Genomic DNA, 23,970 nt, shown 5'->3' on the forward strand with positions numbered 1-23,970 from the left:
GCAAAAATTTCTTCATGGATACCTCCCACAAACCTATTCGCTATCTTTCATTTTACTTGAACATGTGGTGAAAAGGAAATGAGAAGGGGTCTTGTCGATTAAAACAACTTTATATTACTGGAATTAAGAAGCCACTGGGTTGTTAACGGGCGCTATACGACAGTTTACCGCTTTTCCTTGTGCCTTCGGGCAAATATAATTTGTAACAAGAGAAAAGACGTAACCTTAAAGGTTACGCCTCCTCCTCTGTGCTTTCATTGTTTTCTCTACCTTCTACAAGCTCAGGCTCGCCTGGTTCTTGTTCTTCGCCAGGATCGATTTCCTCTTCTTGTCGTGGAGGTAAGATGGAAGCAACCACTTCATCATCTTCATGATTGAAGCTATATTTACCTGATTTTAAATCGCCAATTGTGATATTTTCGTTCACGTCAAGTTCCGTGACATCCACATCAATAGATTCCGGGACATCGTTTGGAAGTGCTTTGATGGATACTTCATGGAGAACTTGTTGTAAGACTCCTCCATCTTTCACTCCTTTTGCATCGCCTGTAACGTGAACTGTAACATCTACGTCAATCTCTGATTTAAAATCTACTACATGGAAATCCAAGTGGACGAATTCCAAGCTTTTCAACGGGTTAATTTGATAATCGTAAAGCATTACTTTGCGCTTATCTGATCCGATTTCAAGCGAAATGATGCCGTTTCGTCCTGTTTCACGAATCGTTTTAATAAATTCTTTACTATCGACAGTAATAGATTTATTTTCTGTATCATTCCCGTAAACAACCGCTGGAATTAGTCCTTCCTCACGGATTTTGGTTTTTGAAGATCCTTTGAATTCTGTACGTTCATTTGCATGTAATACTGACATTCTTATCACCTTCCTGGGAAAATAAAATACTTGTCTCTCATTCAATTTCCCCAATTTACGGAAGGTTAAACATGATTCTTACGATTAATCAAACAAAGTACTAACGGATTTCTCTTCATGCACACGAATAATCGCTTCAGCAATAAGCTGTGCAACCGATAGTTGTGTAATTTTTTCTATTTTCTTCTCTTCTGGTAAAGAGATGGTGTTTGTGATTACCAACTCTTTAATTTTAGAGTTTTGAATACGCTCAATCGCAGGGCCAGATAGTACTGGGTGTGTACAGCATGCATATACTTCTTTTGCTCCATTTTCAATCAGGGCATTTGCCGCTAATGTTATGGTTCCCGCAGTATCAATCATGTCATCGATTAAGATTGCCGTTCTTCCTTCGATATGACCAACAATGTTCATAACCTCTGCAACATTTGGACGAGGTCTGCGTTTGTCGATGATCGCAATCGGCGCTTTCAGGCGATCTGCTAGCTTTCTTGCTCTTGTTACCCCACCATGGTCAGGAGATACGATTACAAGGTCTTCTAGTTGTTTGCTATCGAAGTATTCCGCCAAAATAGGAACACCCATTAAGTGGTCAATCAGGATATCAAAGAATCCTTGAATTTGCGGTGCATGCAAATCAAGCGTAATGACGCGGTCTGCTCCAGCAGTTTCTAAAAGGTTTGCCACTAGTTTAGCTGTGATTGGCTCACGAGCACGCGCTTTACGGTCTTGTCTTCCATAACCGTAGTATGGCATTACAATGTTTATTGTTTTTGCAGAAGCACGTTTAAGTGCGTCAATCATGATAAGCGTCTCCATTATATGTTCGTTTACAGGAGCACTTGTAGATTGGATCACATACACGTCACAACCACGGATGCTTTCCTCAATGTTTATTTGTACCTCACCATCACTGAAACGGGCAACTGAACATCTTCCGATTGGAACACCTACATGTTGAGCAATTTCTTCCGCTAAGGCTGTGTTGGAATTTAACGTAAAAATCTTTAGATTAGAATCTGCATACTTTGGCATGATAACTTGAACCCTCCGCTAGGTTTATTATTTATTGTTAAGTTTTTCTACGTAGTTTTCTTTGTTTACTTGACGAGCGCGTGCGATGGATAGTGCTTCTCCTGGCACATCTTCTGTGATGGTGGAGCCTGCTGCAACATAGGCATTTTTGCCGATCGTCACAGGTGCCACCAAGTTGGAGTTGCAACCAACAAACACACCATCTTCAATTTTGGTTAAGTATTTCTTTTTACCATCATAGTTGACAGTGATAGAGCCGCATCCAAGGTTGACGTCCGCTCCAACTTCCGCATCTCCAATATAGCTAAGATGAGAAGCTTTGCTTCCGTTTCCGAATGTTGCTTTTTTCACTTCCACAAAGTTACCGAGCTTTACTTCGTTTCCAATCTTAGAATCAGGTCTCACGTGAGCATACGGTCCGATATTTACATCGTTTCCAATTTCGCTGTCATGTGCCACAGATTGGCGGATAGTTGTACGGTCCCCAATTTGACAGTCTTTAATCTCGGAGTTCGGTCCGATGATGCAATCTTCCCCAATTTTCGTCTCTCCTAAGATGACGGTGCCAGGGTTGATAACAGTATCTCTGCCAATCACTGCATCTGCTGAGATATACGTATTATCTGGATCAATGATGCTTACTCCATTGATCATATGTTTTTTATTAATTCTTTTTTTCATGGTTTTTTCAGCCTGAGATAGTGCCACTCTATCATTGACTCCAAGTGTTTCATCAAAGTCTAATGTTTGGTAGGCAGAAACGATATCGCCTTGTTCTTTTAGAATTTCAATGACATCTGGAAGGTAATATTCTCCTTGCACATTGTCATTAGAAACATTTTTAAGCGCTGTAAAAAGAGCTTCATTGTCGAAGCAGTAAGTACCTGTATTGATTTCTGTCACTTTACGCTCATCTTCGCTGGCGTCCTTGTGCTCCACAATTTTTCCAACATGTCCTTCGCTGTTACGGATAATGCGTCCATAACCAGTAGGATCTTCTGCATAAGCTGTCAGAATGGTCGCCTTCGCTCCGGTGTTTTCGTGCAGATCAAGCAGTTCCTGCATCGTTTCCGGTGTAATAAGTGGAGTATCTCCACAAATGACCAGTGTTACGCCTTTTTTATCTTGCAACATTGGTGCGGCTTGCATGACTGCGTGCGCAGTTCCCAACTGTTCTGCCTGAAGGGCATACTCGCTTCTTGATCCAAGATGGCTCTTGACTGTCTCCGCTCCATGTCCAACCACTGTTACAATTTTCTCGAAGTTGAGTGCAGAAACATGATCAACGACATGTTGAACCATTGGTTTGCCACAAACAGGGTGTAACACTTTATATAATTTGGATTTCATCCGTGTACCTTGTCCAGCTGCTAATATTACGGCATATCGATTTATCATAACGGCCTCCATTTTCACCTAATTATCCATTACGAATATATCCTAAAACGGGGACCATTTCAAGGAAGTACATGAAAGTACATTTATTTGTCAAAAAAAGGCCAAAAGAAAAAACAGGCCGCATAACAGCCTGTTTCACCTTCTATCGATTAAGAAGCGCCTGCTTCTTCGTATTCTACTTCTAATTCGCCTAAGCGGTGGTACTCTGCTAGTACCGCTTCCTGGATTTTCCCACGCGTCCCGGAATTAATCGGGTGCGCGATATCGCGGAATTCTCCATCCGGCGTACGTTTACTTGGCATCGCAACGAACAAGCCGTTGTTTCCATCAATTACACGGATGTCATGAACAACGAATTCATGATCTAATGTAATAGATGCGATAGCTCTCATGCGACCATCGGTATTTACGCGGCGTAATCTTACGTCAGTTACTTCCATTCTGTTCACCACCTTTTGTCCCAATAAAAAACTTAGTATTATAAATTCTCTAAATTTTCTAGAATTCCTTCTTATTTTCAAATTTTTTTTGAAAATTTTGGGCAAATTGGTGTAAAAAGAACAGATTCTATTTTACTAGAGCGATAACTTCTATTTCCACAAGTACATCTTTCGGTAAACGGGCAACCTCCACACAAGATCTTGCAGGTTTATGTGTAGAGAAATACTCTCCATACACTTCGTTAATTTCTCCAAATTGATTCATATCTTTAATGAAAACAGTGGCTTTCACTACCGTTTCTAAGGAAGCACCAGCTTCTTCTAAAACTGCTTGCAAGTTTTTAAATACTTGGTGAGTTTGTTCTTTCACATCCCCTTCAAGTAATTCTCCACTAGGCAATAACGGTATTTGACCTGAACTGTAAAAAAGATTGTTGACGATGATCCCCTGGGAATATGGACCTATCGCTTTTGGAGCGGCATCTGTATGAACAACTTTCATGATCTTACACACCCTTTAGTTTATTGTAATATTTTCTTTCACATGCCGAAGATAATTGCCTTGCTGCACTTCTATCTGTCGGTCTCTTTCACTTACCTTTTCCAACTTCGCCAAGGATACATAGTCATCGACCAGGCGTTCTTCAATGTTTTCAGACTCTACTAAGATCCCTATCCCCGCTACGTTAGCTTGAAACTCAGCCAGTAAGTTCACCATTCCGCTGACCGTCCCGCCAGCCTTCATGAAGTCATCGATAATCAAGACATTTGAACCCGTTTCTAAGCTTCTTTTTGCCAGCACCATCGTCTGGATTCGTTTGGATGAACCTGAAACATAATTAATGCTCACAGTAGAACCTTCTGTCACCCTACTGTCTCGCCTTACAATAACAACTGGCACATTCAAAAAGCTTGCCACTGCATGTGCAAGTGGAATCCCTTTCGTCGCCATCGTCATCACAACATCCACTTTTTTATGACTGAATGCTGTTGCGAACATTTTTCCGACTTTATTTAACACTTTCGGATTTCCAAGTATATCAGTCATATATAAATAACCGCCCGGCAGTAATCTTTCCGGCTTTGCGATCATTTCACACAATTCTTCTAGATAAGCAGATGCCTCTTCTTGACTTACATATGGTATATACCTCACACCGCCAGCAGCACCAGGAACCGTTACAAGCGTTCCAATTCCCTGCTGTTCGAATGTTTGTTTGATGATTCCAAGATCTTCACTGATGGAAGACTTTGCAGACCCGTACCGGTCAGCAAAGAAGGAAAGCGGAACCAACCCTTGTGGATGCTGCAGCAAATAATGTGTCATGTCCACAAGACGACCACTTCGACGTAATTTCATGCTTTTTCCTCCTAAAATCCGAATATTCTAATGTAAATATAACATTAATATCCGGATTTAATCAAGACTGTTCCGCTCGCCAAGGATTCTGACGGCAAACACTTGATCACAGAACCCTCTCAGTCCATTGCATATGCGATGCATTCTTGAATCATATTGCACAATTCCGAAGACAGTTGGACCACTTCCGCTCATCAAAACAGCATCCGCTCCGAATTTCTTCATCTGCTCTTTGATATGGGCTACTTCTGGATAAAGCTTTAAAGTAACACTTTCCAATACATTTCCAACAAGCCCGATCATTTTTTCATAATCATTTTCATGAATGGCAGCAAGCATTCCTTCTACATCTGGATGCTCGACCTTACTAAGATCAAGGTTGTTGTACACTTCTGCAGTTGATACGCCAATTGTCGGCTTCGCAAGTACAATCCAACTGTGAGGAGGAGCAGGAATATGTTGAACAATTTCTCCTCTTCCTGTTGCAAGAGCAGTTCCGCCATATACACAAAATGACACATCAGAACCGATTTCTGCTCCAATCTCAGCCAATTCATCTAAGGAAAGTCCCAGTTTCCAAAGCCTGTTCAATCCCCTTAGTGTTGCAGCTGCGTCACTGCTCCCGCCAGCTAATCCTGCAGCAACAGGAATCACCTTTGTTATTCCGATGGAAACCCCTTGCTTTACGTTGAAACGTTCTTTTAACAGGGCTGCTGCTTGGTAGGCCAAATTTCGATTGTCGTCCGGGACATACCGATTATGAGATAGAATGGTGATTTGACCATCTTTTCGCTCTGACAGTTCAATACGGTCAGCTAGGTCGATCGTGGTCATAATCATTTTCACTTCATGGAATCCGTCTGGACGCTTATGTAGCACATCTAGCGACAAGTTTATTTTCGCTGGTGCTTTTTCTAACAGTCTCACTTTCTTCACCTTCTTTATTCGTCTCCAATTATCTATGTATTGTACCATATTCCTTGTCAGAAATATCTCCATGATTGGGAAATATTATGTTTTCAAAAGTGATCTGCTTTTTCCGCGTTGCCAAAAAACCGAAGTGGCTTTCACTTCGGTTCTTCATTTATCTATTTTTGTTTATTTTGGACAAGTTGTCGCTCTGCCAATTCTATTGCACGTTTTACCATGTTCCCGGCATCCTTGGCTTTGATTCCGCCCCAGCCTTCGCTTTGTACGACATTATAGAAACCAAGTTCTTTTGCCAGTTCTTCTTTAAGCTGATGAGACATTATGCTTCGTCTTCTGCTCATGATAAAAGCCCTCCTCATTGATCGTTGAACGCGACAATATTAGTATTGGAGGGCTTTTGTTTTTTTATAAGCGGTTATATATGTATTTTAGAGAGAAGTGCATTAACGACCGCTGTTGATTTCTGCGCCAGGCTTCACTTTCCGCGGGAAGATGCTTAAGGATCCTCGGAAAGCCTGCGGGGTCTCAACCAATCGTTACTCCCCCGCTGGAGTCTCAGCCTTTCGCTCCAATCACCAGCTAAGGTGTTTTTGGGCAAAATAAAAAGCAGCAAACAAATTTGTCTACTGCCCACTTATGGCCATATTGCCTTCTTCAAAAAATGTAAGTTGTACCGTCTCTGTGAGGACATCTGCATAGCTGTAGGATACACGTTCAAAAGCATTTTCGTCTTGATCTAGTTCTATTACAAACACTGATGGATAAGTTTCTGCTAATATCCCTATGCGCTCAATTGTCTTTCTACGACCACCGTTAGCACGAAGAGTTAACTTTTTACCTAAATTAGAATCTAACGTTCTTTTGATATCTACTAACGTTTTTCCCATTTTACTCCACCTCACTATACTATAGTTAGTGTAACATAATTTTAACAAAAAATCAAATAAAACTTAAAATTATAACAACCGTAAAAGCAACCTGTCAATATATTTCTGTCTACAATTATCTTCATATGTCTACATTTACTATGCGCATATAAGGCAAGAATTATGTATAAAATCTTAAATTACCTTTATATCCTTAATTAGAAGAGGTTTCTGGTTAAAATTCATCAGGCGAAATTACGACAAAAAACCCTTAACTTCAAATCGTTAAGAGTCATCATCTTCATCTTCTTTATAAGGTCTAAAAGGCATCCCCGTTCGTAAAACTCCTCTTGTTTCAATACCGCCTAGTCCCTTATCCCCTGTTAATGTATTTTTCAACAAATCCCATACATTTACGCGTTCCATAAAAGGAGTAAAACATATTCTACCCACAATATAAACTGGATCAAGCGCATGGATATTCACTCGAGAAGGTGAACTTGCAAAGTTTGAGCCTGCCTGTATTAGCGATTCGAAGTGGGACTGGCACGCCCCTGCAAAAATGACTAACTGATCGAGGTTCGGTTGAATCCTGCGGGCTTCTTTCACTGTTTGCACAAAGTGCCAAGAATGGCGATATGCTTTAAGGTCGCTTGCTTTCCCCTTACTCTTGGAGTATGCATCATGACCGGTGATGACCAAGATGTCCGGGCGGTACCTTTCCATCAATTCGGTTATTTTCAAAGGCATTTCTTTTTCATTCACATGCACCCCGTTGACAGGGACGCCGATTCTTTCGTAAAGCTCCAGGCATTTCTTCAAATACAGAGGATCGCCATCCAAATGCAAGACCTTTCCCGGCACTTGAAAATAGTTTTGCTCTGTACTATAGCCACCCGTTGCCTCGTATTCATTTTTTTCCCGGATCAGCTGGTAGTCCTGCTGCAGGAGTTGCAAAGATCTATTGACCTTGGATTCCGCCCGTTGCTTCCTGGTCATCTGCTCTTTTCCATCTACCACTTTCAGATCTTCGTAAGGGGCATCTGCCATCAGCCTGACATCTTCCCCATATAATAAAACAACTCGCTGTTTTAATTCATTCTCATGTATATCCATCACACGAAACAATAGGTCATAATTATAAGATTTCCGTGCAACAATGTCTCCAATTTTCAGCATCTTTTTTTCCCTCCAACTGGGAGAAGGCATTTACCCCAACGGTCTATCTAACCTAGAGTATGCACGGTACTTTATGTGTGTGAGCACTTTCCTTGGTGTGATGGAGCTTACGAGCGCATTAGCCCGAATTCATTTTCAGGGAATTATAAAAGCTGCCACATCTTGAGGGAATACTTGATGTTGTGGCAGTTTTTTTGTGTATTTTTTATTAATTTGGGACAAAAACCATTCATATTAGCTGCCTTTGTCACTTTATTATCGGGTGAATTTTCGTTTATCCATTGTAAATTGATTTTATCCATTGTAAAGACACTTATATCCATCGTAAAAATGATTTATCCATTGTAAAAGAGTTATATCCATTGTAAAAATGATTTATCCATTTTCGAATAATGAATATTCAATACTGAATGCGAACCCCAAGTTGATTGGAGATTGCCCGCGGGAGGAAGGGCCAGGTGGGAACCTCAGGCGAAGCGAGGAGGCTCACGGACCGCCCGCAGGCAAGCGAAGCGCCTGGAACGGAAAGCAACTGGATTTCATAAAAAAACGACCCTATTCAGGCCGTTTCCGTTTTAAACAGTGGGAACAATTCATCACTCAAAACACCGAACTCTTCAATGGAAAGAGTCTCCCCGCGCCTTTTTGGATCGATGGAAGTGTTGGCAAGGGCCGCTTCAATCCCTTGTTTCTTTGCCTTCCCATCTGGCAGGTTGCTTTGCAAATTATTTAAGATTGTTTTTCTTCGTTGCCCAAAACTTGCGCGCACTACTTCAAAGAAGAACTCCTCATCCTTCACACGAACAGGCGGCTCCTCACGGACGACGAGACGGATGACCGCGGAGTCCACATTAGGTTGTGGCACAAAAACTGTTTTTGGAACAATCATGACCGTTTCCGCTTGCGTAAAATACTGCACTGCAATGGAAAGGGACCCATATTCCTTCGTACCAGGTTTTGCAGCCATGCGCTCTGCCACTTCTTTTTGCAGCATGACAGTAATGCTTTTAAGCGGTAACCCTTCTTGTAACAGCTTCATGATGATAGGGGTGGTGACATAGTATGGAAGGTTGGCGATCACTCTTACTTCTTCATACATCTTTAACTCTTCACCAATCAGTTCTGTTACATCTGCCTTTAGAATATCTTTATGAATAACAGTAACATTTTCATAAGGAGAGAGGGTGTCTTCTAAGATCGGCAACAGTCTTTGGTCGATTTCAAAAGCGAAAACTTTTCCGGCTCTTTTCGCGATTTGTTCTGTTAGGGCACCAATTCCCGGACCAATTTCAATGGCAGCTGTCTTTTCTGACACTTCTCCATACTCCACAATATTCCTTAAGATATTTGTGTCGATTAGGAAGTTTTGTCCCAAACTCTTTTTAAAAGAGAAGCCATACTTATCTAATATTTCCTTTGTTCTTTTCGGTGTGGCAATATCTTTATGCATTTATTGCTCCTCCTGGTCTATTTTCGTTACTGCTTGTTTTAATCTTTCTAATGAGATATGGAACATCTGCAGACGCTTTTGCAATTGCTTGCCGTTTGTATAGCCGATGTTCAGTTCTACACCGAGGCGCTCTCTTCTACTTTTAGCTTGTGGACCTGCAGCAAGTCCGTAATAGACAAGGGCTTCAAATGGTATCTCTTCTGTTTCTTGTTCGTACTCTTGATGCAAGCCTTCCAGCGCTTCTTGAATGTCACGCACTGTGGCATGCTCTACCCCTATCCCTTTGCCGTTTTTGCCCCTGGCCTTATCTTTAGGCAAAAATGCATGTTTACAGCCGGGAACAGCCTGTCTGATGGCATGGCGTATTTTATCACCAGGATAGTCAGGATCTGTGAATACAATGACACCTCTTGTGTCCTGAGCATGCTTGATACGATTTAGTATCTCCTCATTTATTGCCGAACCACCTGTTTCAATGGTATCAGCATCAACAGCCCGCTTAATGGCGACCGTATCATCTTTTCCTTCCACCACAATAATTTCTTTTATTTTCATTTTTTCCTCCAAAAGAGTGAAACTTTTCTTCTATGATAAACGTCTAATGTTATGAAAAGTAAAAACAAACAATAGTATGTATTCTACTTTATTTTGTCTTTTATTACTAATATTTATTTTAACAGAAAAAAGCAGAGGCATGAAGAAACCCCTGCTTGAACTAACTATCACCTATCATTAATCAAGTATCTTGATTTTCACTTTTTTCCTTCCCCAACGATAAGCAGCATCTTTATCAGAGAAGAAAACATCGATTTTGTGGCCTTTGATAGCGCCGCCAGTATCTCCAGCAACAGCATAGCCATAGCCTTCCACATAGACTTTTGTCCCTAAAGGAATGACACTTGGGTCTACTGCAATTACTTTCGCTCCCGGATTTGTTCGTAAGTTAATGCCCGTACTTGTCACACCGCTACACCCATTACAAAATGCTGTGTAGGCTGTAGAAGAAACATAAAACTCTTTAGAGCTTGTTTCTGTACTACGTGACACAACCTGCTGAGGTTTCGGTTGTGGAGGTGGCGGAGCTTTTGTTCCGACAGCAACGATGCGATCTAAAGATTCTTTCACCGTTTCTGTTTTCACCAATTCACGGGAAACTTCCTTGCCGTTCTCTAATATGACTTCATAATGATTTGCAACGGTTCCATTCTCACCTTGCTGAACCACTTGCTCTTTCCCCTTATCAAGGGAACTATCATTTTGTGTTACAACACCAAATTCAATAGGCTCTTCCACTACATCGGTGACTTTTTCAACTCTAGTAATATTAACTACAGTATCTTTTGCTACCAATTCTTCTAGACTAGGCTCCACTCGGTCAAGATCATTTACTGTGATATCGTGCTGTTCTAAAAAGTCAGCGACCGTAGTCGAAGTAGACCATACTTGTTGTTTTTCTCCACCGACATCTAAAGTCACTTCAAATGCCTTTTCAATGGCGATGACTAGATTGTCTTTAAGTGGGGTATTTAAATCTTGACTAACTTTATCGTGCTCTTTTATATCTATATCTCTTTCTGCTAAGAAATCTTGTACTGTCTCTGCTGTCGTATACATTGCGTGTTCCTTATCATCGATGACAAGTGTCACTTCTTTCGCAGGATCCCAAACGATCTGCATGGAATCGCTGACAACGGTATCCTTAGAAGGCTCCAATTTGTCCTCTGGATGGACTTCTATGTCCAACTCTTTTAGAATATCCGCTACAGTTTTTGCGTGCGTGCGCACCGTGACTTCTTCACCGTCCACATTCACTGTTACAGCAGCCTTTGTGCCATGAAAGACACCAAAGCCAAGTATGGTTGAGAAGACTATGAAACTAGTTAAAGTAATGGCCAGTTTCGTCCTACTCAACTTACCAGAAAACAGTTTTTTCATGCTATTTAACATGTAAAAAAACGCCTCCTTCTCCTCGAATGGATTATATAGACAGTTATGTAACTTGTCAACCCTTTCCATCGGCTCGACCGTAATGTCTATTATGCAGAAAATTCTCACAAAAGGGAAGTGAAAACTATCGACACGATTATCCTATGAAGAGAAGAAGTTAGGTAGAACTTATTTGTTTTTCCCCGAATTGGACAAGTATCCGCCATTTTTGACAAGTTTCTTTGTCAGTTTATGCCGAATAATTTCTTAGCATTTGCTGTTGTTTTTTCTGCTACTTCCTCTATCGTTAATTCTTTCAATTCTGCTATTTGTTCTGCAACGAGTCTCACATACCCCGGCTCATTTCTTTTTCCACGATATGGATGGGGCGTCAGATAAGGGCAATCTGTTTCAATCAGAAGTTTTTCCATCGGTATCTCTTTTACCACTTCTTTTGGTTTTTTTGCATTTTTAAACGTGACAGGCCCGCCAAAGGAAATATAAAAATTCATCTCCATGCATTCTTTCGCCACTTCCAAGCTGCCCGTAAAGCAATGCATGATTCCTCCCACTTCTTTGGCATCTTCCTCTTTTAAAATTTGCACCACATCCGCTGTTGCATCCCTGTTATGGATGACAATAGGAAGTTTCACTTTTTTCGCAAGCTGGATTTGTTTACGAAACACCTCTTTTTGTACCTCTTTCGGCGATTTATCCCAATGATAGTCAAGCCCCATCTCTCCAATAGCCACTACTTTTTCATGGGAAGCAAGATCTTCTATCCAAGCCAGGTCTTCTTCTGTCATATCGATCGCATCAACCGGATGCCAACCAACCGCTGCATAAAGAAAATCGTATTTTTCCACTAGCTCCATTGCCCTGGTGATCGTTTTCCGGTCAAACCCCACCACCACCATGTTCGTTACCTTTTCAGCTTGGGCACGGTCAATCACTTCTTGTAAATCTTCCTCATATTGATCTGCATTTAAATGCACATGTGTATCAAATAACATGAAAAACACTCCCGTAATATATTGGTTGATTTGAGAATTAAATCCTTTTCCTGAAATAATATAAACAAATAGTATTCAAAAAAAGAAATAAAGAGGTGCAACCCGTTGTTACACGTGAAACACCTCTTTCGTTCTAAAATTATTTTATCCAAAAACTAATTACTTTACTTTAGCTCCTAAAGGTAAGGACGCGTCTACAGAAGCTAAGGACAAAACGCCATCCTTTTCGCCTGCTAGGATCATTCCTTCTGATAACTCTCCGCGTAGTTTAACAGGCTTCAAGTTCGTTACGCAAATAACTCGCTTTCCAACTAACTCCTCCGGCTTATAAAACTTTGCGATACCGGAAACTACTTGTCTCTTTTCATATCCAAGATCTAACTGAAGCTTTAATAACTTGTCAGCCTTTTTCACTGGCTCACAATGAGTCACTTCCGCTACACGCAAATCAATTTTCATAAAATCATCAAACGTGATTTCTTCGGATGCTGGCGGCGCTTCTTCTGTCACTTTTCCCTCCACCTTTTCGGCCGGTGCAGAAGGTTGCATCACTTGTTTAATGTGCTCTACCTCTTCTTTTACATCAAGGCGAGGGAAGATAGGGTCTGCTTTCACTGTCTTCGTTCCTGCAGGAATCTGACCGAATGCGGATAAACTTTCCCAGGTAGTTAGAGACTCATTTACTCCAAGTTGCGCGAAAATCTTCCCTGGTGTTCTAGTCAAGAACGGTTTTAAAAGGATCCCGATGAAGCGCAATGATTCTGCAAGGTGTGCCATAGCAGATGCCAGTTGTTCTTTTGTCTCATCATTTTTTGCCAGCACCCATGGTTGTGTTTCATCTATATATTTGTTCGTTCTGCTTACAAGCTGCCAGATAGAAGATAACGCCACAGAGAATTCCATGTTTTCCATCGCATTTTCATACTGCTGAACCGTGTTCACTGCAAGCTCACTTAACGTCTGGTCAAATTCTGTTACATTACCGTTATAAACAGGAACTTCACCGTCAAAATACTTATCAATCATGGCAACCGTTCTGTTTAATAAGTTTCCAAGGTCATTGGCTAGGTCAAAGTTTACTCTTTCCACGAACCCTTCCGGTGTGAAGACACCGTCCGCTCCAAATGGAACTTCTCTTAACAAATAATATCTCAATGCATCAAGGCCGTAACGGTCAATCAAGGTAACAGGGTCCACTACATTCCCTTTTGACTTGGACATCTTTCCATCTTTCATTAGAAGCCATCCATGTGCAAAGACCTTCTTTGGAAGTGGCAAGTCCAATGCCATCAACATGATCGGCCAGTAAATGGTATGAAAGCGAACGATTTCTTTTCCTACAAGATGAACATCTGCAGGCCAATATTTCATATACTTCTCATCATTATCCGTCCCATAACCTAGTGCTGTAATATAGTTGGACAATGCATCAATCCAAACATAGATAACATGCTTTGAATCTCCAGGAACTTTTACTCCCCAGTCAAAGGAAGTTCTAGAAACAGCCAAATCCTCCAAGCCAGGTTTGATAAAGTTGTTCACCATTTCATTTTTTCTGGATTCTGGTTGGATGAACTCTGGGTTTTCATCGTAATATTGCAGCAGGCGGTCCACATATTTACCCATGCGGAAGAAGTAAGACTGCTCTCTCACCAATTCTACCGGGTGGCCACTGTCCGGACTTTTTCCTCCTACCACTTTCCCATTCTCATGAATAGGATCGACAAGTTGATGTTCTCTGTAATACGTTTCATCCGGAACAGAGTACCAACCTTCATATTCATCCAGATAAATATCGCCTTGATCTAGTAACTGTTTAAAGATTTTCTCTACTACCTCTTTATGGCGGCTCTCCGTTGTACGAATGAAATCATCATAAGATATATCAAGCTTTTCCCAAAGCTCTTTAATTCCGGACACAATATCGTCTACGTATTGTTGAGAAGTAACACCTTTTTCTTCCGCTTTTCGCTGAATCTTTTGTCCGTGCTCGTCTGTACCTGTTAAGTACATTACATCAAAGCCCTTTAGACGCTTATAACGGGCCATGGCATCTCCCGCCACTGTCGTATATGCATGACCAATATGTAAATTACCACTCGGATAATAGATAGGTGTTGTAATGTAAAAAGTTTTTTTCTCGGCTACCATCAAAAATTACCTCCCTATAATCGAAACATATAAAAGTAGAAAACTCCCGCCCGATGGACGAGAGCGATGATCGTTTTCAACTTCCTATATATATCAACATCATAACCTTATTTTTATACCTATTATACATGGTTTAGGTGAGTATTGTTAAGGATTGAACAAAAACTTTTTATCTCCTCTTTTATTTCCACTGCACTTGATTGAGTGTTTCCTATCATTTCGACATTTGTCGAAAAGTTTGTCGAATAAACTAGTTGAAATTTGTCGAATGATGTTTATAATTAAGTTAGTATTCTATTGAAAATTAGTAAGTAATTGTAAATGTCAACCTCAGACAGATTCCAGTAAACCCTTATTACGAAGCTCTTTTTCCGCTTTTGGAATACATTTTTTAAAAGAAATACAAATATTTTCAAACATAATTCTTGACGTATTTTGTAAATATTGTTATGATGGAAACACGTTAGATTTGTCGAATAATGACGAAAATGATAGATTAATAATACTAAATAATACTTATAATTTGGAGAGGGGTATTTTTCTTATGAAATCTACTGGTATTGTACGTAAAGTTGACGAGTTAGGCCGCGTGGTTATTCCTATCGAGCTTCGCAGAACTTTAGGAATTGCAGAAAAAGACGCTTTGGAGATCTATGTGGATGACGAAAAAATCATCTTGAAAAAATATAAGCCTAACATGACTTGCCAAGTTACTGGTGAAGTTTCTGACAACAACCTTACGCTTGCAGATGGAAAAATCATCTTAAGCCGTGAAGGTGCAGAAAAAATTATTCAAGAGATCCAAAACAACTTACAAGCAAAATAATGTTATAACACAGAAAAGAGGGTGCCGTGGCACCCTCTTTTTATTATGCAAAAGTCCATGAAGACACTTTTGATGAGATATTAGATCCTAAATTGTCTTCATAAGGCCGATGAAGACACTCCTGATAAAAAAAACCCCTTCAAACTGTTTTCATACACGTGATGAAGACAGTTTCAAAGAAAAAATCCATGCCTCAACGTCTTCATAACACCTACCCACAAAAAAGCCAGCACCTCATAACTTAAGTACTGGCTTTAAATCTTATTACTACTCAACATGAAATGCTTGGTATACTTCTCTTTTTGGTAAGTTACGCTCTTTGGAGACTTGTTTGATTGCTTCTTTGGAGGAAAAGCCTTCTGCCTCCATCACCTGTTGGACATGCTCTAAAACCGAAAGGTCCTGCCACCAGGATTCTGTGTCATCCTGAACTTCTTCACTACTTCCTTCTATTATAATGCAACACTCACCCTTAATCCCTTGCTCTTCATAAAGAGCCAATACCTCAGAGATGCTCCCTCGTGTGAACTCTTCAAATTTTTTCGTAAGTTCGCGGCTCACAACGATGGACCGGTTGCCAAGAATGTCACGCATCAAGTTGAGCGTGTCTTTCAAACGATGTGGCGATTCATAAAGAATAAAGGTATCTGTGAACTTTTTCAGCCGCTCCAGTTCCTTTTTCTTTTCCTTCTTTTGACGATCAAGGAAGCCATAAAAGTAAAATGGCTGTGAAACTAATCCAGATGCAATTAAAGCTGTTAATGCTGCGTTTGCTCCTGGCAAAGGAACGACATACAGCTTTTCTTCGAGTGCTTCTACCACTATTTCATAACCAGGATCTGATATGGACGGCATGCCTGCATCACTCACAAGGCCAATGTCCTTGCCATCTTTTAAAAGGTCGACTATTTTTCTGCCGCTTTGTTCTTTGTTGTGTTCGTGATAACTGATCAGAGGAGTGGTGATCTCGAAATAGTTACATAGTTTTTTGGTGTTGCGTGTGTCTTCAGCTGCTATGTAGTCTACTTCCTTTAGCATCCTTAGGGAACGATAGGTGATGTCTTCTAGGTTCCCGATGGGTGTAGGGATGAGATATAATCTTCCTTGAGTGTATGATTCGTTGAAGCTATTTTGTTGCCATAATTCCATAATGTATCCCTCTTTTATTATTAAACTTGTTCTTCTCCAAAAAGCATTTTCCTTACTTCTGGGGTGTATTCGCCGTTTTCACCGTACACCAAAAGTGGTGGAAGAATCTTTAAGTCGGGATTTCCATCCTTGATTCCTTCTATTAGTAGTGTATTGGCGGGTTTTCCTAGTTTGGAATGAACAAATTGAAGACGCTTTGGTTCTATCCGATATTTTCTCATAAGAGAGATAATATCTAAAAGCCTGCCTGGACGATGGACAAAAGCAACTTTTCCGCCTTGTTTCGTAATTTGGCTGCTGACCCTCACCACATCTTCAAGTGTGCATTCTAATTCATGCCTTGCGATAGCATAGTGAATATTGCTATTTATCTTTTCTTCTTGCTCTGTTAAAGGAAAGTATGGAGGATTGCACGTCACCACATCAAATTTCTTGTTCTCTAACATTGCCGGAAGTTCCTTAAGATCCTTGTTAATAACTTTTAGACGATCCTCTAATCCATTATAAGAAAAGCTTCTCTCGGCCATGCCGGCAAGTCGCTCTTGTATTTCTACTCCTGAAATGTTGCCTCTTGTCCGTTTACTTAATAAAAGCGGTATGATGCCATTCCCTGTGCACAGATCCATGATGTTTCCTTTTTGAATAGGAACATACACAAATTGTGCCAACAGAACCGCATCCAATGAAAAGGAAAACACAGAGGGACTCTGTATGATCCGCAAATTCTCCGCCAACAAATAATCCAGACGCTCATCTCCTACAAGCTCTACCATCAAACAAAACCCTCTCGTACCATAATCTTTCCCTATTATAACGCAATCCGATCCAAAAACATAAGAGCCATAAAGATTTACTTTCCCATAAGTAAGATGTGATTTCTATTGATTGGAGTGGAAGGCGCGCAGACGCCCGCGGGAGGAAGGGACAGGTGAGACCCCGCAACGAAGTGAGGAGGCTCACGGACCGCCCGCAGGCAAGCGAAGCGCCTGGAACGGAAATCAAACGTACTACGACAAACAAATAAAAAGCCGCCACCCCGTTACGGAGAAGCGACTCTCTACTTCTTATTAAGAAAAGACAAGCAAAACATACAATCCCCTTCTTTGCGTGGACTGCCGAAATTCAGGTTACAAATATGAAACCCTTCCTGATAGAGCCTGGCTAAATTATCATAACCCTCGCCCACATCCGTCTGCTTTTGCTCCTGCTGCTTTTTCTTGCGTTTATGTTCCGGCATGGGAGCCTGTTCCTCCACAGCCGTCATTTGCTCAAGACGTTTGCGGAGGTGGCTGTTTTCCACCAGCACACTGTTATTCTCTTCAATAATCAGGGCAAGGTGTTCTTTTAAGTCTCCAAGCTGTTTATATAAATGTCCGATCTGTTCTTCCATATTGCTGACAGAATCAAATATTTCCTTCTTGTCCAAGTTTTCCACCTCTTAATCTGTGGCTTGCGTTGAAACGGCTCCCTCTTGAAGTAACTCGTCTAGAGAAAATTCGACCACTCGGTCCTTCCCGGACAACTCCACTTGAAGCACGCGTTCGAGTATATTCAATCCGACCACTCGGCCTACCCCATTTGGTGTTTTAATTACTTCATCCAAATCTGGTAATTGTTCTTTGGCGGACTCGTATTCGTCATTTTCATACTTTAGACAGCACATTAGGCGACCACATAGTCCAGAAATCTTGGAAGGATTCAACGACAGGTTTTGATCCTTCGCCATTTTGATGGATACCGGTTCAAAGTCTCCCAAGAATGTGGAACAACAAAGCATCCGTCCACAAGGACCGATCCCACCCAATAGTTTGGCTTCATCACGAACACCAATTTGTCTAAGTTCAATTCTGGTACGGAATATGGAAGCAAGATCTTTTACAAGTTCTCTGAAATCCACACGTCCATCAGCGGTGAAATAAAAGATAATCTTATTTCGATCAAATGTGTATTCCACATCGACTAGCTTCATGTCCAGTCCATGATCATTTACTTTACCGAAACAAACATCAAACGCTTCGTTTGCAGCCTTTTTATTCTCTTCTACAATAAGTCGGTCTTTCTGATCAGCAATGCGGAGTACTTTTTTCAATGGCAGTACGACATCGTTTTCGTCGACTTTCTTTTGACCGATGACAGCCTTTCCGAACTCCACTCCTCTTACTGTTTCCACAATGACAAACTCATTATCCTTTATATCAAGCCCATTTGGGTCAAAATAGTATATTTTCCCTGCTTTTTTAAAACGAACTCCCACTACTTCATACAAACTAATATCCCTCCTGCAAGTTTAACGCTAATTGTTCCATGAGAAGGTGCGGATTCACATTCGATGCCAACCGAGACTTACTTTGTAATATATAGGTCAATTGCTCGGTCACTCTCTGTTGAGTCGTCTGGAGTGCCAACTTTTGAATCAACTCTTTCTCGTCGACAAACACCAGCTGCTCCTCTTTGGATAACTGAGCATACAGCATATCTTTATAAATAAATAGCATTAAATCCAAACCTATCTCCAGTTGCTTTCTATCGGAAAAATGGGGCATCCATTTTTCTTGTATAAATAGCAAAGATGCCTGAGGACGATTAAATATTGCTTCATACAATTTTATCACTAAGTTTCTAGCCAGCGCAAACCAATCATCTCGACATAATTCTACTGCTTCCTCTAAACTGTTCGTTAAGGACGCCGCTGACTTTGCTAATGGCAGTGAAATATCTTCTGCTATAAGCTTTGCTACCAGTCCTTCTGAAGTTAATGCGCGAAATGATAGGGGCTGACACCTGGAAATGATGGTATTTAACATTTGATTGACGTTTTCCGTCAATAAGAAGGCAAACGTTTCTTGATTCGGTTCCTCCAAGAACTTTAATAAACTATTGGCAGCATTTGTCGTCATCTTATCTGCATGCTCAATAATATATATCTTTCTCTTAGACTCTAAACCGGTTTTCGTGAATTCCTCTTGCAAGAATTGAATTTGTTGCTTCTTAATAGAGTTACCGTCCGGTTCCACGACATGGACATCGGGATGGTTCCTAGAATCTATCCGCTTACAATTTGAACAGCTTTGACACGGATTGACTCCTTGTAAGTCTTTACACAACAAGCTTTTTGCAAATAGATAGCTGACTTCTTTTTTTCCAGTACCCTTCATTCCATCAAGCAAATAAGCATGGGCTATCCTATTCCGCTCCAAACTGTTTGTAACGATTCTTGCAACGGTAGGCTGGTTTTGTAGATCCGACCAACTTTTAATCACTCTTTATCACTCACTAACCTACATATATAAATTGATGAGCAATCCTTTAATCTCACCAATACTGCTTAATATGTTTAATCTTGATTCCTCTTGGCTCATGACCTTTTCTGTCAGCCCAAGAAGTGCTTCGTCCACCTGCTTTACCACTTGCAGATGCCTAGATTGTCCATCATTTGTCCAATGGTGGGATTGGTTCAGTTCCATTCCAAATTCAACCGCTTCTTCCATAAAACGTTTTACAAGTGTTTTATACTTGGCCAAGTCTTGGAAAGAGCGAGAATTCCCCAAGCGGTCACCTACTAATTCTATATCGTTCATCAGTAACTGCAACTGTTGGTTATGCAACTTGCTGGAGTGTCTTTGCAAGACCTCCCCAAAGGCAGTGGCGGCAGCAGATCCGCTTCTCATATCCATCCTTGCATTATCTATGTTTGTTCTAAGATCGGTTGAAATTTTCATGATTGCACTGTCCCTTTCCCCTATCGTTTCCTGGAACTTATCTGAAAAAAGCAGCCTTTCAGCCGCTTAACGTTAGAATTGATGAAAATGCTCAACAGGCAAGACAAAGACCGTTGCGCCGCCTACTTCCACCTCTACCGGGTATGGAACATAGGAATCTGCATTTCCACCCATAGGGGAAACAGGTGCAACCAATTGCTGGCGGTGCTGGCAATTGTCTTTGATGATATCCAATGCCTTCTGTACTCGAACGTCTTCCGTACCAATCATAAACGTTGTATTCCCAGACTTCAAAAAGCCGCCTGTACTCGCAAGTTTTGTTGCACGGAAGTTATGTTCTACCAAAGCATTCATTAAACGATTACTGTCTTTATCTTGAATAACTGCCATGATCATCTTCATATAAAGCGCCTCCTTTATTTTACCATTAATTATCTTTCACTTCATTATTTCGTATTTGGTAATTTATTTTTATGATTGGAATTAGAATCCGTGTTTGGAAATATAGGAAATTAGAATTTCTCTCACCTGGTTGCATACAGATTCGAAGTCCATTGACGCATCCACTACCGTCATTCTTTCTCCATACTTTTCTTTTACAAGGTTATATCCTTCTTTTACTTTATAATGGAAGTCTAGTTTTTCTTGATCTAAACGATTTATTTCCCGATTATTATTCGCTGTGATTCGCTTAAGTCCTGCTTCCGGCTCTATATCAAAATAGATCGTGAGTGATGGCATCATTTTTTCTGTTGCAAACTCATTGATGCTAAGCACGTCTTCCACTCCAATTCCCCTTGCATACCCTTGATAGGCAAGAGAACTATCGATAAAACGGTCACACAGGACAATCTTATTTTCTTTTAAAGCAGGTATGACCCGCTCCACTAAGTGCTGGCGGCGAGCAGCAGCATACAGCAATGCTTCTGTTCTTGCATCCATTTCTGTGTTGTTACAATCTAAAATAACATTACGTATCTGCTCGGCTATGGCAATGCCTCCGGGTTCCCTTGTTAGTAAGATGGGATAGTTCCGTTCCGTCATTTCCGCTGCCAACTTTTGAATGACAGACGTCTTTCCTGCACCCTCAGGTCCTTCAAATGTAATAAATAATCCCTTCACAATCCTGTTACTCCTTTATCTTCTTATATATATAAATATAATTACTTTTAAACGCTTCGCTAGCTTGAAATCTTGCACCGATATGTTGGAGGGCCTTTATGTATTCCACCGTGGAGCTTGTAATCTTCTCCCCGTTAAATAAAAGTGGAATTCCAGGAGGATACGGCACAATCGCTTCGGCTGCTATTTCACCAATTGCTTCCTCTATCGGACACTTTATGCTTTGATAGTCCCCTTGTTCACTGAAAGGAATGGAAAGTTCACTGATCTCAGCTGGAAAAGGTGGAAGTGTAATCTGTTCCTTTTCCAAACCCCTTTCTGTTTCTTTGGATACAGCCCGGACTATTCTCTCTATCATATCATGTTTTTTCTCATTAACCGCTAGTGGCAAAACAATTAATATATTCTTAGGGTCTGCCAGCTCCACAAAAAGGCCTTCCTTTTCTAAAAGAGTGGAAAGTTCGAACCCGCTCAGTCCGTTTGTAGAGCGTAGTGTAAGCTTTAAAGGGTCGACAAGTAAACGACTGTTACTAGGCGTAACCACTTCTATCTCCCTTACCTTCTTCAGCTCATGCTCGATACTTTTAATATCATCTACAATCGCTTGTTTTTCCTGTTGGGACAAACTTGCAAGATAATATCTCGCCATATCCAATGATGCCATTAATGGATAGGATGGGCTGCTCGACTGTAACATCTTAAGGTAATGAGAGACTCTTTCCTTCCTCACTTTCTCTCCCTGTACATGCAACCACGAACCCATCGTCATAGCTGGCAAAGTCTTATGCGCAGAATGTATGACCACATCCGCTCCACTAGACAGCGCTGATTTAGGAAAAGGTGCCCCCAACAGAAAGTGGGCCCCATGCGCTTCATCCACTAAAACAGGAATATTATAACTATGTACAGCCTGTACGATATCCTCCAAATCTATTGCTACCCCATAATAATTCGGGTTGGTTAGCACAACAGCCGTTATCCCTTCTATCGTTTCTAGTGCCTTGTATAGATAAGGTAAGTCGACAGAGACAGCAACCCCCAGATTATCATCCACTTCACACGGTAAAAAAACAGGATCTGCTCCTGCAAGCTCCAATCCATTCAACACTGACTTATGACAATTTCTCTGAACCAGCACCTTGCTTCCTCTTTTGCATGTTGCTAAGATCATGGCCAAGTTACCTACTGTCGAACCATTCACCAGAAAAAATGTCTCATCAGAACCATACAAGTCACTCGCCAAGCGCTGAGCCTCATCTATTATGCCTCCTGGATCATGCAGATCATCCAACCCTGAGATCTCCGTCGCATCCAACTTCAATATATCTTTAAAATAACCCCTTGCTTCCTCAGGAAAAACAGCACCAAACTTATGACCAGGAACATGTCCAGAAAATGGTGAAGCCTCCCAATGGCTCTTTAATCCTGAAAACAAAGGTGTCTTATTCTGATCTAACATTTTTACACCCTCTAATTAATCGTTTCACTTCCTCCATTATAACGGATAGAACTTTAGACTTATAGTCACTCGGTAATCAAGCAAGCCACTGAAACACGAATATCATATCTACCCAATGATTTCTAGCTATTGATTGGAGCAAAAGGCGAAGTCTCCTGAGGGAGATAGCGCTAGGTGGAGACCCCACAGGCATAGCCGAGGAGGCTCCTCCAGCAGTGCCCCTAGGAAAGCGAAGCCATTTGCGGAAATCAACAGCGGTGTGTAAACTACACCTTAATTCAAATACTTTTCGACGGTTACAAAAAATAAAAGCCCTAATTTTCAGGACTTTTCATCTAAGTAAACTATTGAATTTAAAGGCTCTTTTTGGGTGAACAGGAATTGACACTACGAATAAATTTTTGGAATGGTGATTTTCCTCAATTGTTGCAAATAGAACTTATATTGCGGATCTTTCACATCAGTCTGAAGCATCGTACCCTCACACTCCGTACAGATAAACGACGTGTACAAATGGATTCCCTTTTCTTTCTGTTCTTCACAAACAATACACGTTTCCCCAAATGATGAATGAATGGCTGACTTCATGTCTCTTTCTCCACCTCCATCCACTATTCTAACCAGATCTAAAAATTGTATACTACTTTAGTAAAATCCCAGCCTACCAATCTCCTACATCTAGTGTATGTAAAGCCTACTAGTCTGTGTTTGTCTTTGAATAAAAAAAGATGGGGGATTTGTTGGGGTGGGATTGTTTGAGCTGACAGGTTTTTGGTTTAGGAGCCGCGTTTTATAGTCCAACTTTTTGTTTTATCCGCAACTTTTTTGTTTTATCCAAGAACTTTTCGATTTATCCGCTAAGTCGGACGATATAACCGTCATTCGACACAAACCTACAAAAACGGCACACCTCCATCCACCAAAACAACACAAAAAAACCAGCGCCTAATCAAATAAGCACTGGTTTCCCATAAATTTGCCTGGCAACGTCCTACTCTCACAGGGGGAGATCCCCCAACTACCATCGGCGCTGAAGAGCTTAACTTCCGTGTTCGGTATGGGAACGGGTGTGA

At 41.0% G+C, this 23,970-nt stretch carries 26 protein-coding genes and 1 rRNA gene; 1 reads left to right on the forward strand and 26 read right to left on the reverse strand.

Annotated features, from left to right (window positions below):
* Positions 1 to 232 precede the first annotated feature (232 nt).
* The 15 genes from LC091_RS19615 to metG all read right to left on the reverse strand — a co-directional run bounded on the left by LC091_RS19615 (position 233) and on the right by metG (position 14,622).
* The gene (locus LC091_RS19615) at positions 233 to 874 is read right to left on the reverse strand and encodes a 50S ribosomal protein L25/general stress protein Ctc (RefSeq protein WP_226683722.1); all 642 of its coding nucleotides are present in this window, start codon (positions 872 to 874) and stop codon (positions 233 to 235) included.
* 84 nt (positions 875 to 958) lie between these two features.
* Positions 959 to 1,909, reverse strand: a complete 951-nt coding sequence (locus LC091_RS19620) for a ribose-phosphate diphosphokinase (RefSeq protein ID WP_264179396.1) — start codon at positions 1,907 to 1,909, stop codon at positions 959 to 961.
* A 27-nt stretch (positions 1,910 to 1,936) separates the two neighbouring features.
* Entirely contained in the window at positions 1,937 to 3,307 is a 1,371-nt protein-coding gene (gene glmU, locus LC091_RS19625; protein ID WP_226683723.1) for a bifunctional UDP-N-acetylglucosamine diphosphorylase/glucosamine-1-phosphate N-acetyltransferase GlmU, read from the reverse strand.
* Positions 3,308 to 3,456: 149 nt separating this feature from the next.
* On the reverse strand, positions 3,457 to 3,747 hold the full coding sequence (spoVG, locus tag LC091_RS19630; RefSeq protein ID WP_010191385.1) for a septation regulator SpoVG: 291 nt from the start codon (positions 3,745 to 3,747) through the stop codon (positions 3,457 to 3,459).
* Positions 3,748 to 3,874: 127 nt separating this feature from the next.
* The gene (gene ridA, locus LC091_RS19635) at positions 3,875 to 4,252 is read right to left on the reverse strand and encodes a 2-iminobutanoate/2-iminopropanoate deaminase (protein ID WP_226683744.1); all 378 of its coding nucleotides are present in this window, start codon (positions 4,250 to 4,252) and stop codon (positions 3,875 to 3,877) included.
* Between the two features lie 12 nt (positions 4,253 to 4,264).
* Positions 4,265 to 5,107: a pur operon repressor gene (purR, locus tag LC091_RS19640; protein WP_226683724.1), complete on the reverse strand. Its 843-nt coding sequence runs from the start codon at positions 5,105 to 5,107 to the stop codon at positions 4,265 to 4,267.
* Positions 5,108 to 5,164: 57 nt separating this feature from the next.
* A complete protein-coding gene (gene ispE / locus LC091_RS19645) occupies positions 5,165 to 6,034 on the reverse strand; it encodes a 4-(cytidine 5'-diphospho)-2-C-methyl-D-erythritol kinase (RefSeq protein ID WP_226683745.1) in 870 nt (289 codons plus the stop codon).
* Between the two features lie 161 nt (positions 6,035 to 6,195).
* The gene (locus LC091_RS19650) at positions 6,196 to 6,378 is read right to left on the reverse strand and encodes a small, acid-soluble spore protein, alpha/beta type (RefSeq protein ID WP_226683725.1); all 183 of its coding nucleotides are present in this window, start codon (positions 6,376 to 6,378) and stop codon (positions 6,196 to 6,198) included.
* A 282-nt stretch (positions 6,379 to 6,660) separates the two neighbouring features.
* On the reverse strand, positions 6,661 to 6,924 hold the full coding sequence (gene veg, locus LC091_RS19655; protein WP_010191377.1) for a biofilm formation stimulator Veg: 264 nt from the start codon (positions 6,922 to 6,924) through the stop codon (positions 6,661 to 6,663).
* Positions 6,925 to 7,188: 264 nt separating this feature from the next.
* Positions 7,189 to 8,082, reverse strand: coding sequence for a sporulation peptidase YabG (yabG, locus tag LC091_RS19660; protein WP_226683726.1), 894 nt, complete (start codon positions 8,080 to 8,082; stop codon positions 7,189 to 7,191).
* A 559-nt stretch (positions 8,083 to 8,641) separates the two neighbouring features.
* A complete protein-coding gene (gene rsmA / locus LC091_RS19665) occupies positions 8,642 to 9,532 on the reverse strand; it encodes a 16S rRNA (adenine(1518)-N(6)/adenine(1519)-N(6))-dimethyltransferase RsmA (protein ID WP_226683727.1) in 891 nt (296 codons plus the stop codon).
* Positions 9,533 to 10,087: a ribonuclease M5 gene (rnmV, locus tag LC091_RS19670; RefSeq protein WP_226683728.1), complete on the reverse strand. Its 555-nt coding sequence runs from the start codon at positions 10,085 to 10,087 to the stop codon at positions 9,533 to 9,535.
* A 177-nt stretch (positions 10,088 to 10,264) separates the two neighbouring features.
* Positions 10,265 to 11,479 (reverse strand): G5 and 3D domain-containing protein, encoded by a 1,215-nt coding sequence (locus tag LC091_RS19675; RefSeq protein ID WP_226683729.1) that lies wholly within the window; start codon positions 11,477 to 11,479, stop codon positions 10,265 to 10,267.
* A 224-nt stretch (positions 11,480 to 11,703) separates the two neighbouring features.
* Entirely contained in the window at positions 11,704 to 12,471 is a 768-nt protein-coding gene (locus LC091_RS19680) for a TatD family hydrolase (protein WP_226683730.1), read from the reverse strand.
* Positions 12,472 to 12,630: 159 nt separating this feature from the next.
* Positions 12,631 to 14,622: a methionine--tRNA ligase gene (gene metG, locus LC091_RS19685; protein ID WP_226683731.1), complete on the reverse strand. Its 1,992-nt coding sequence runs from the start codon at positions 14,620 to 14,622 to the stop codon at positions 12,631 to 12,633.
* 544 nt (positions 14,623 to 15,166) lie between these two features.
* Between metG and LC091_RS19690 the strand changes: the two genes are divergently transcribed.
* Positions 15,167 to 15,448: an AbrB/MazE/SpoVT family DNA-binding domain-containing protein gene (locus LC091_RS19690; protein ID WP_010191364.1), complete on the forward strand. Its 282-nt coding sequence runs from the start codon at positions 15,167 to 15,169 to the stop codon at positions 15,446 to 15,448.
* Between the two features lie 267 nt (positions 15,449 to 15,715).
* Here the strand turns inward: LC091_RS19690 and rsmI are convergent, their stop codons facing one another.
* From rsmI to rrf, 11 genes are all read right to left on the reverse strand, one after another.
* Positions 15,716 to 16,597 carry a 16S rRNA (cytidine(1402)-2'-O)-methyltransferase gene (gene rsmI, locus LC091_RS19695; RefSeq protein WP_226683732.1) on the reverse strand — a complete coding sequence of 294 codons (882 nt, stop codon included), beginning with the start codon at positions 16,595 to 16,597 and terminating at the stop codon, positions 15,716 to 15,718.
* Between the two features lie 20 nt (positions 16,598 to 16,617).
* Positions 16,618 to 17,370 (reverse strand): tRNA1(Val) (adenine(37)-N6)-methyltransferase, encoded by a 753-nt coding sequence (locus tag LC091_RS19700; protein WP_226683746.1) that lies wholly within the window; start codon positions 17,368 to 17,370, stop codon positions 16,618 to 16,620.
* 284 nt (positions 17,371 to 17,654) lie between these two features.
* On the reverse strand, positions 17,655 to 18,023 hold the full coding sequence (yabA, locus tag LC091_RS19705; protein ID WP_226683733.1) for a DNA replication initiation control protein YabA: 369 nt from the start codon (positions 18,021 to 18,023) through the stop codon (positions 17,655 to 17,657).
* 12 nt (positions 18,024 to 18,035) lie between these two features.
* Complete coding sequence (locus LC091_RS19710) at positions 18,036 to 18,863, reverse strand: PSP1 domain-containing protein (protein WP_060666692.1); 828 nt, start codon at positions 18,861 to 18,863, stop codon at positions 18,036 to 18,038.
* Between the two features lies 1 nt (position 18,864).
* Entirely contained in the window at positions 18,865 to 19,857 is a 993-nt protein-coding gene (holB, locus tag LC091_RS19715; protein WP_226683734.1) for a DNA polymerase III subunit delta', read from the reverse strand.
* 18 nt (positions 19,858 to 19,875) lie between these two features.
* Complete coding sequence (locus LC091_RS19720) at positions 19,876 to 20,316, reverse strand: YaaR family protein (protein ID WP_226683735.1); 441 nt, start codon at positions 20,314 to 20,316, stop codon at positions 19,876 to 19,878.
* A gap of 72 nt (positions 20,317 to 20,388) precedes the next feature.
* Complete coding sequence (locus tag LC091_RS19725) at positions 20,389 to 20,718, reverse strand: cyclic-di-AMP receptor (RefSeq protein ID WP_047972434.1); 330 nt, start codon at positions 20,716 to 20,718, stop codon at positions 20,389 to 20,391.
* Positions 20,719 to 20,799: 81 nt separating this feature from the next.
* Positions 20,800 to 21,438: a dTMP kinase gene (tmk, locus tag LC091_RS19730; protein WP_226683736.1), complete on the reverse strand. Its 639-nt coding sequence runs from the start codon at positions 21,436 to 21,438 to the stop codon at positions 20,800 to 20,802.
* 7 nt (positions 21,439 to 21,445) lie between these two features.
* The gene (locus LC091_RS19735; RefSeq protein WP_226683737.1) at positions 21,446 to 22,897 is read right to left on the reverse strand and encodes an aminotransferase class I/II-fold pyridoxal phosphate-dependent enzyme; all 1,452 of its coding nucleotides are present in this window, start codon (positions 22,895 to 22,897) and stop codon (positions 21,446 to 21,448) included.
* Positions 22,898 to 23,284: 387 nt separating this feature from the next.
* Positions 23,285 to 23,485 (reverse strand): sigma factor G inhibitor Gin, encoded by a 201-nt coding sequence (locus tag LC091_RS19740; RefSeq protein WP_226683738.1) that lies wholly within the window; start codon positions 23,483 to 23,485, stop codon positions 23,285 to 23,287.
* A gap of 390 nt (positions 23,486 to 23,875) precedes the next feature.
* Positions 23,876 to 23,970, reverse strand: a 5S ribosomal RNA gene (gene rrf, locus LC091_RS19745); the annotation flags it as partial.

This window comes from Sutcliffiella horikoshii, assembly GCF_020524325.1.
GTDB classification, from domain to species: Bacteria; Bacillota; Bacilli; order Bacillales; family Bacillaceae_I; genus Sutcliffiella_A; species Sutcliffiella_A horikoshii_D.

Bases quoted from the DNA above. Each gene is read 5' to 3' on its own strand.
- LC091_RS19725 (WP_047972434.1), bottom strand. From the start codon at position 20,718: ATGAAGATGATCATGGCAGTTATTCAAGATAAAGACAGTAATCGTTTA.
- rsmI (WP_226683732.1), bottom strand. From the start codon at position 16,597: ATGGAATTATGGCAACAAAATAGCTTCAACGAATCATACACTCAAGGA.
- LC091_RS19735 (WP_226683737.1), bottom strand. From the start codon at position 22,897: ATGTTAGATCAGAATAAGACACCTTTGTTTTCAGGATTAAAGAGCCAT.
- veg (WP_010191377.1), bottom strand. From the start codon at position 6,924: ATGGGAAAAACGTTAGTAGATATCAAAAGAACGTTAGATTCTAATTTA.
- LC091_RS19740 (WP_226683738.1), bottom strand. From the start codon at position 23,485: ATGAAGTCAGCCATTCATTCATCATTTGGGGAAACGTGTATTGTTTGT.
- LC091_RS19690 (WP_010191364.1), top strand. From the start codon at position 15,167: ATGAAATCTACTGGTATTGTACGTAAAGTTGACGAGTTAGGCCGCGTG.
- LC091_RS19700 (WP_226683746.1), bottom strand. From the start codon at position 17,370: ATGGTAGAGCTTGTAGGAGATGAGCGTCTGGATTATTTGTTGGCGGAG.
- rsmA (WP_226683727.1), bottom strand. From the start codon at position 9,532: ATGCATAAAGATATTGCCACACCGAAAAGAACAAAGGAAATATTAGAT.
- spoVG (WP_010191385.1), bottom strand. From the start codon at position 3,747: ATGGAAGTAACTGACGTAAGATTACGCCGCGTAAATACCGATGGTCGC.
- rnmV (WP_226683728.1), bottom strand. From the start codon at position 10,087: ATGAAAATAAAAGAAATTATTGTGGTGGAAGGAAAAGATGATACGGTC.
- purR (WP_226683724.1), bottom strand. From the start codon at position 5,107: ATGAAATTACGTCGAAGTGGTCGTCTTGTGGACATGACACATTATTTG.
- glmU (WP_226683723.1), bottom strand. From the start codon at position 3,307: ATGATAAATCGATATGCCGTAATATTAGCAGCTGGACAAGGTACACGG.
- LC091_RS19720 (WP_226683735.1), bottom strand. From the start codon at position 20,316: ATGAAAATTTCAACCGATCTTAGAACAAACATAGATAATGCAAGGATG.
- metG (WP_226683731.1), bottom strand. From the start codon at position 14,622: ATGGTAGCCGAGAAAAAAACTTTTTACATTACAACACCTATCTATTAT.
- yabG (WP_226683726.1), bottom strand. From the start codon at position 8,082: ATGCTGAAAATTGGAGACATTGTTGCACGGAAATCTTATAATTATGAC.
- LC091_RS19675 (WP_226683729.1), bottom strand. From the start codon at position 11,479: ATGTTAAATAGCATGAAAAAACTGTTTTCTGGTAAGTTGAGTAGGACG.
- LC091_RS19615 (WP_226683722.1), bottom strand. From the start codon at position 874: ATGTCAGTATTACATGCAAATGAACGTACAGAATTCAAAGGATCTTCA.
- LC091_RS19680 (WP_226683730.1), bottom strand. From the start codon at position 12,471: ATGTTATTTGATACACATGTGCATTTAAATGCAGATCAATATGAGGAA.
- LC091_RS19650 (WP_226683725.1), bottom strand. From the start codon at position 6,378: ATGAGCAGAAGACGAAGCATAATGTCTCATCAGCTTAAAGAAGAACTG.
- LC091_RS19620 (WP_264179396.1), bottom strand. From the start codon at position 1,909: ATGCCAAAGTATGCAGATTCTAATCTAAAGATTTTTACGTTAAATTCC.